Source organism: Petralouisia muris, from assembly GCF_004793545.1.
Classification (GTDB): domain Bacteria; phylum Bacillota; class Clostridia; order Lachnospirales; family Lachnospiraceae; genus Petralouisia; species Petralouisia muris.
Genome location: NZ_SRYA01000129.1, coordinates 1 through 7,382, shown reverse-complemented (window position 1 = coordinate 7,382; position 7,382 = coordinate 1). Strand labels below are relative to the sequence as shown.

6 protein-coding genes are annotated in these 7,382 nt (G+C 50.3%); all 6 read right to left on the bottom strand.

All coding sequences use genetic code 11. From position 1 onward, the window contains the following. Window positions 1-111: 111 nt before the first annotated feature. The 6 genes from E5329_RS27420 to E5329_RS27400 all read right to left on the bottom strand — a co-directional run bounded on the left by E5329_RS27420 (window position 112) and on the right by E5329_RS27400 (window position 6,963). On the bottom strand, window positions 112-432 hold the full coding sequence (locus E5329_RS27420) for a hypothetical protein (protein WP_135992339.1): 321 nt from the start codon (window positions 430-432) through the stop codon (window positions 112-114). Between the two features lie 111 nt (window positions 433-543). Beyond that, window positions 544-2,130, bottom strand: a complete 1,587-nt coding sequence (locus tag E5329_RS27415; protein WP_135992338.1) for a recombinase family protein — start codon at window positions 2,128-2,130, stop codon at window positions 544-546. Continuing rightward, window positions 2,115-3,659: a recombinase family protein gene (locus E5329_RS27410; RefSeq protein ID WP_135992337.1), complete on the bottom strand. Its 1,545-nt coding sequence runs from the start codon at window positions 3,657-3,659 to the stop codon at window positions 2,115-2,117. The genes E5329_RS27415 and E5329_RS27410 overlap by 16 nt, the downstream gene beginning before the upstream one ends. A 206-nt stretch (window positions 3,660-3,865) precedes the next feature. Next, a complete protein-coding gene (locus tag E5329_RS27405) occupies window positions 3,866-5,116 on the bottom strand; it encodes an IS110 family RNA-guided transposase (RefSeq protein WP_016283806.1) in 1,251 nt (416 codons plus the stop codon). 323 nt (window positions 5,117-5,439) lie between these two features. Then, entirely contained in the window at window positions 5,440-5,610 is a 171-nt protein-coding gene (locus E5329_RS30180; protein WP_168356801.1) for a hypothetical protein, read from the bottom strand. Window positions 5,611-5,712: 102 nt separating this feature from the next. Next, window positions 5,713-6,963 (bottom strand): IS110 family RNA-guided transposase, encoded by a 1,251-nt coding sequence (locus E5329_RS27400; protein WP_016283806.1) that lies wholly within the window; start codon window positions 6,961-6,963, stop codon window positions 5,713-5,715. Window positions 6,964-7,382 lie beyond the last annotated feature (419 nt).

The following is a 7,382-nucleotide window of genomic DNA, read 5'->3' as shown; positions in this document are numbered from 1 at the left end:
ACTTATGGTAAAAGTCCAGAATGGTTTTCGCCTATCTTTGTGATATAGCCGCCTGGGCGGCTGTTAAATATTGTTCAGGGATACTGCACATTTTTCATTCACATAAATTCTCTAAGATGCAGAGGGGTCACACTGGACAAGGGGAGGGGTCAAAACCGTGACCACAGGGGTCACATTCACAGCCATAGGGGTCAGACCTTTTGCCGCAGGGGTCAAAACAGCCACAAAGGGGTCAGACTTGTGACCACTGTGGCCGTCCGTAACCGCCGCTCCCATGCTGCCCTGGCACAGCCCCAAAATCAAACAAGGGATTCCAGCAACAGCCAATGTGCCGGAACCCCTTGTTTTCAGCGGTTTTCCCGATATTCTGTTCATTCCCTTTGTATCAATTAAGCGGTTTACATTTCTATCTAATAGCCCATTTTGATACAATTTTATTTTCCCTATACTTTTTTATTTTGCCTCCAAAGGGGGTTCAAATGTAAAAAACGCCTTTAAAATAAGAAAACACTCCACATTCCCGTGAAGTGCAATCTGTATTTCCTATTTGGTTTTTACTGGAATCTCCATCCCGTTCTTAAAGGTGAACCGCACATCCTCCTTGCCATAGACCGTCACAAAATCCACCATGGCATACCATGCGCCCTCGTCAAAGTAATCCACCTGCTCTGGCAGTCCCCGCAGCACCTCCATGAAGTTCTCCATCATTTTCCGCTGTGCCTGTTTCTCCGTGATGGCTGCCTGCACTTCCTCCAGCCGCGCTTTCGCCGTTTCAAACCGCCCTACCAGTGCATCGTAGCGTTTGGCATATTCGCCCTGGTTCTGTGCAACGCGGGCGTTTTCCCCGATGCATTTCTGTATCAGTTCTGCCGCCACGTTCATCTCCCCGTTAAGCTGCCGTTCCTCCGCCTCCAGTTCCCCTGTTTCAAATGCCGTGTCCCTGATTTCCTCAAAGCCTGCAAGGATGCGGGTCTTCTCCCGGTTAATAGTATTCAGCGCCTTTATGAAAAGCTGCCGGATAGTTTCCTCATCCAGATGCGGCGTGGTACATTTCTCCCCACCGTCAAATTTGTGGTTGCACTGCCAGACCACCTTCCGGTATTTATCGTTGGAATGCCAGACCTTGGAACCGTACCAGCTCCCGCAGTCCCCGCAGCGAATTTTGCTGGAGAAAATACTCACGCAGCTATTCCGACCGTTCCCTTTTCCCCGTGACTGCATCAGCACCTGCACGTTGTCGAAAACGGCGGGCGGTATGATGGCTTCGTGGTTTCCCTCCACATAATACTGCGGTACTTCGCCCTCATTCACTTTTTTCTTTTTGGAGAGGAAATCCACCGTATAAACCTTCTGCAGGAGCGCATCGCCTTTGTATTTCTCGTTTGTGAGGATGGATTCTACAACCGCCTTGCCCCATACCTTTTTGCCGCCCGGCGTGGGGATGCCTTTTTCCGTCAGGATTTTGGCTATCTGGTATGGCGACCTGCCCTGCAGGAAAAGCCCGTAGATTTCCCGCACGATTTTCGCCTGTTCCTCGTTGACGACAAGGTTCCCGTCCTCGCCCCGGTCATAGCCGAGGAACCTTCCGAATGGCACCGTGACCTTGCCGTCTGCGAACCGCTTCCTCATACCCCAGGTGCAGTTTTCCGAAATGCTCCGGCTTTCCTCCTGCGCCAGCGAGGACATGATGGTGATCAGCAGCTCGCCTTTGGAATCGAATGTCCAGATGTTTTCTTTTTCAAAATAACACTCCGTGCCGTTGTCCTTCAGCCTGCGGATGGTGGAAAGGCTGTCCACCGTGTTCCTCGCAAACCTCGAAACGCTCTTGGTGATGATAAGGTCAATTTTTCCGTCCAGGGCATCTTCCACCATTTTGTTGAATCCCTCGCGGTGCCGTGTGGAAGTTGCACTGATGCCTTCATCCGAATACAGCCCGACAAATTCCCAATCCTCCCGGCTCTGTATGTAGGATGTATAATAATCGCATTGGGCGGCGTAGCTGGTCTGCTGGTCTTCCATGTCGGTGCTGACACGGGCATAGCCTGCCACCTTCCGCTTTTTCCGGCTGCTGATCGGGTCCGCCGTGAAGCGGTTGCGTGTGGCCGGTATCGTTGTCACATTCTTCGCCATGTCTGCGTCCTCCCTTCCCGAAAATGGTATTCCAGGCTACCGTCCTCCAGTGCCACGATTTCCTCTATCTGCCTTTCAAATTCCGCTTCGTCAAATTCCTCCAGTCCGAGGATGCTTGCGGAAATGCGCCGCAGTTTGAAATCTGCATAATTCACATTGTGGCATTCCACATTGCTCCGTTTCTTGCCGATGCAGTACCAGTACACCCATCTCCCGCCGGAATTCACCCTGTGGTAGGTGTTCCCGCAGATGGCGCACCGGATTTTCCCCTGGAAGCAGTCCGTAACCGTTACCTCGTGCCATGCCTGGTGCAGCCGCAGGTTCTTCCAGACCTTTGTGCCGCCATCGGAAAAGCGGAACTGCAGGTTGCCGTCTTTCAGGACGGTAACCTCCCTGACCTGTTTTTCGAATGCTTCCCCGTCAAAACGGTCCATCCCAAGAACCTGTGCCGAAACCGCCTCCAGTTCCTCTTCCCCGAAGTTCACGCTGGAGCAGGTCATTCCCACTTCTTTTTTGCCTCTGCATATCCAGTGGATATAAGTTTTTCCCCTGACTCTGCCCTTCTTCCTCGTAAACGGATGCCCGCATACCCCGCATTTTATCTTCCCTGTAAATGGGTAGGTCGGCACGGCCTCCGCCCGTTCTTTCAGGATTTCCTGAACTTTTGCAAAAATCTCCCTGTCAATGATCGGTTCATGGCAGTCTGAAATGTAATACTGCGGCAGCTCGCCCCTGTTCTTCACCTTGTTATGCTTGATGGGGTCTGCCACATAGCATTTCTGCAGCCGCCTGTCACCAATGTAAATCTCGTTTTTCAAAATGGTGTTCAGATGGCTGTAAGTGAAATCATATCCCCGCCAGGACTTTGCCCCACGCTTTTTTAGTTCTGCAAGGATATCCGATGCCGCCACGCCTGCGGCAGTCTGTTCAAGGATGAATCTTACAACCTCTGCCTCGTCCTCTTTTACCACATATTTTTCGCCGTCATAACGGTATCCGAGGACTTTCTTGTTCCTCACGCCGTCCGTGCCGTTCTGGTAGGTTTTGCGGATGCCCCACTTGGAATTCTCCGAAAGCGACCGCACCTCCTCCTGTGCGAAGGACGCAAGGATGGAGAGCATCAGCTCCCCGTCGCCGGAAAAGGAATGGATATTTTCCTTTTCAAACCGCACCTCCACGCCGATTTCCTTCAGATGCCGGACCGTGGAGAGCAGGTCTACCGTGTTCCTCGCAAACCTCGATATGCTTTTGGTCAGGATAATGTTGATTTTCCCTGCCTCACAGTCTGCAATGAGGCGGTTGAATTCCTCACGCTTTGCCGTCCCGGTGCCGCTGATCCCAAAATCTGCGTACACCCCGGCAAATTCCCACTCAGGGTTCGCCTGTATCAGATCATTGTAGTAGCTTACCTGTGCGGAAAGAGAATGGGCAAGGCGGTCCGTCTCCATGGAAACGCGGGCATAAGCCGCCACCTTTTGCCGCTTTTTCAAAGCCGGTATTTTCGGCTCTATCCTGCTGATTTTAGCCATTTCATCACTTCCTTCCGCTACCATTTATAATACGAAACCATGGCGGTTAGCCGATAACCCCGGCCTGCCATTCTTCCGCCTGCCACTCCCTGCCGGGTAGTCACATATAGCCATACCTTTCAAAAGAAGTCAACATTAATAAGCCAATCCAAAATGACAAAAAATTGGCCGAATAAAAGATGCATATTGTGTAATTTACAGAAAATTCATGTTCCCCTGGCATCAGTTAAAACAAGGCCGTATTTCCGGGCCTGCGCGATCAGTTTCATCTTTTTTGATTCATCCACGCGTTTCTGGACTTCTGCAAACCTGCTCTCATCGTATGCCTCCCCTGTGGTCAAAATATTGTATACAATGACCAGGAGTTTATGGCCAAGGGCAATGACTGCTTTTTTCATCCCCCGGCGTTTGGACAGCCGGTAAAACCATTCCCTCAGATAGTTCTTTCTCGCCCGTGTCGCCGCCCAGGCGCATTGGCATATCACGCATTTCACATAAGGGTTCCCTTTTTTTAAACGGTTCGATTTCTTCTTCCCGGCACTTTCATTATCCCCCGGAACCACCCCGGCCCAGCTACACAGATGCCCGGATGTCGGGAACATACTCAGATCCGTCCCAAGCTCAGAGATCATAGTGATTGCAGTCATCCCGCTGATCCCTGGGATTGTTTCCAAAAGGGCGATGCTCGGCTCATATTTTTGCGCACAGGCATAGATCTCCCTTTCCACATCCTCGATCTCTTTTAAAGACTGCTCATAATTGCGCACCAGCATGGACAGGAAAGCCCTGTCATGCCCATCCATCCTGCCATTCACGGCCTGCCTTATGACATCCAGCTTCTTCCGTGCCGTCCCATGCAGGAGGTTCAGGATCTCTTCCGGTTCAATAGAGCCTGCTTCACATAACTTCCGGATCAAAGCCATCCCTGTTTTCCCAAAAATATCCGTCAAAACAGTGGAGAGCTTAAAGCCGCATGCCTGGAGCTGCTTTTCGATCCGGTTTTTATGCCCCGTCATTTCCTGGACCAGTGTCCTGCGATATCGCGTCCAGTCACGCAGCTCACGGATCTCCCTTGGAGGGATATAGCTCGGCTCCAGGAGCCCCGCCCGCAGGAGTCCTGCAATCCACCTGGAATCCTTAATATCCGTCTTCTTCCCAGGCACATTTTTCATATGGTAGGGATTTGCCACTGTAATATTAAACTTAAAATCCTCCTCCGCCCCGGCTTCCAGGACATTGTAGATCGGGAACCAGTAAACACCTGTGCTTTCCATTGCAATGTCCCTGCAATTGTTTGCTTTCAGCCATTCCCTCATTTCTTCCAGCCCGGAAAGGAGAGTGGAAAACTCACGCACTTCTTCCTTCGGCTCTGTCCCAAGGCTGCCTGACAGCAGGCATGCCGCGATCATCTCCTTATGCACGTCCAGCCCACAGCATACTTCCAATAAATCCTTCATAATCCATCCTCCTCATCTAAAATCAAAAAATATCCGTCCAAATCTGCAGGATGGCTCATTTTGAAGGATTGGAATAATAATACCCGTGCTATTCCTATGCAGAGATCCTGCGATAGGGCAACATGAAACTGTACACCAAAATGAGCCCAGCCAAGATCACTCACGAGTTCGCAACTCAGTTAAATGCCGGAATCTCCCCTGCCCTTCCAGTATAACAGTCTGCGAAATCCCTGGGGAGCCGTTTCATACGATACTGTGAAAATACTTTCATGACCAGATCACTCTGAACGGCAGAAATAGCAAGCGTTATGTGAGAAAAAATGTCACAATAAAAAGTCCGGGAACTGTGCATAGTACACGATGCCCGAAAGCACAAAATATACGTTCGGCAGTGCGACGCCGTTGCCCCACATTTTATAATACGAAACCATGGCGGTTAGCCGATAACCCCGGCCTGCCATTCTTCCGCCTGCCACTCCCTGCCGGGTAGTCACATATAGCCATACCTTTCAAAAGAAGTCAACATTAATAAGCCAATCCAAAATGACAAAAAATTGGCCGAATAAAAGATGCATATTGTGTAATTTACAGAAAATTCATGTTCCCCTGGCATCAGTTAAAACAAGGCCGTATTTCCGGGCCTGCGCGATCAGTTTCATCTTTTTTGATTCATCCACGCGTTTCTGGACTTCTGCAAACCTGCTCTCATCGTATGCCTCCCCTGTGGTCAAAATATTGTATACAATGACCAGGAGTTTATGGCCAAGGGCAATGACTGCTTTTTTCATCCCCCGGCGTTTGGACAGCCGGTAAAACCATTCCCTCAGATAGTTCTTTCTCGCCCGTGTCGCCGCCCAGGCGCATTGGCATATCACGCATTTCACATAAGGGTTCCCTTTTTTTAAACGGTTCGATTTCTTCTTCCCGGCACTTTCATTATCCCCCGGAACCACCCCGGCCCAGCTACACAGATGCCCGGATGTCGGGAACATACTCAGATCCGTCCCAAGCTCAGAGATCATAGTGATTGCAGTCATCCCGCTGATCCCTGGGATTGTTTCCAAAAGGGCGATGCTCGGCTCATATTTTTGCGCACAGGCATAGATCTCCCTTTCCACATCCTCGATCTCTTTTAAAGACTGCTCATAATTGCGCACCAGCATGGACAGGAAAGCCCTGTCATGCCCATCCATCCTGCCATTCACGGCCTGCCTTATGACATCCAGCTTCTTCCGTGCCGTCCCATGCAGGAGGTTCAGGATCTCTTCCGGTTCAATAGAGCCTGCTTCACATAACTTCCGGATCAAAGCCATCCCTGTTTTCCCAAAAATATCCGTCAAAACAGTGGAGAGCTTAAAGCCGCATGCCTGGAGCTGCTTTTCGATCCGGTTTTTATGCCCCGTCATTTCCTGGACCAGTGTCCTGCGATATCGCGTCCAGTCACGCAGCTCACGGATCTCCCTTGGAGGGATATAGCTCGGCTCCAGGAGCCCCGCCCGCAGGAGTCCTGCAATCCACCTGGAATCCTTAATATCCGTCTTCTTCCCAGGCACATTTTTCATATGGTAGGGATTTGCCACTGTAATATTAAACTTAAAATCCTCCTCCGCCCCGGCTTCCAGGACATTGTAGATCGGGAACCAGTAAACACCTGTGCTTTCCATTGCAATGTCCCTGCAATTGTTTGCTTTCAGCCATTCCCTCATTTCTTCCAGCCCGGAAAGGAGAGTGGAAAACTCACGCACTTCTTCCTTCGGCTCTGTCCCAAGGCTGCCTGACAGCAGGCATGCCGCGATCATCTCCTTATGCACGTCCAGCCCACAGCATACTTCCAATAAATCCTTCATAATCCATCCTCCTCATCTAAAATCAAAAAATATCCGTCCAAATCTGCAGGATGGCTCATTTTGAAGGATTGGAATAATAATACCCGTGCTATTCCTATGCAGAGATCCTGCGATAGGGCAACATGAAACTGTACACCAAAATGAGCCCAGCCAAGATCACTCACGAGTTCGCAACTCAGTTAAATGCCGGAATCTCCCCTGCCCTTCCAGTATAACAGTCTGCGAAATCCCTGGGGAGCCGTTTCATACGATACTGTGAAAATACTTTCATGACCAGATCACTCTGAACGGCAGAAATAGCAAGCGTTATGTGAGAAAAAATGTCACAATAAAAAGTCCGGGAACTGTGCATAGTACACGATGCCCGAAAGCACAAAATATACGTTCGGCAGTGCGACGCCGTTGCCCCACATTTTATA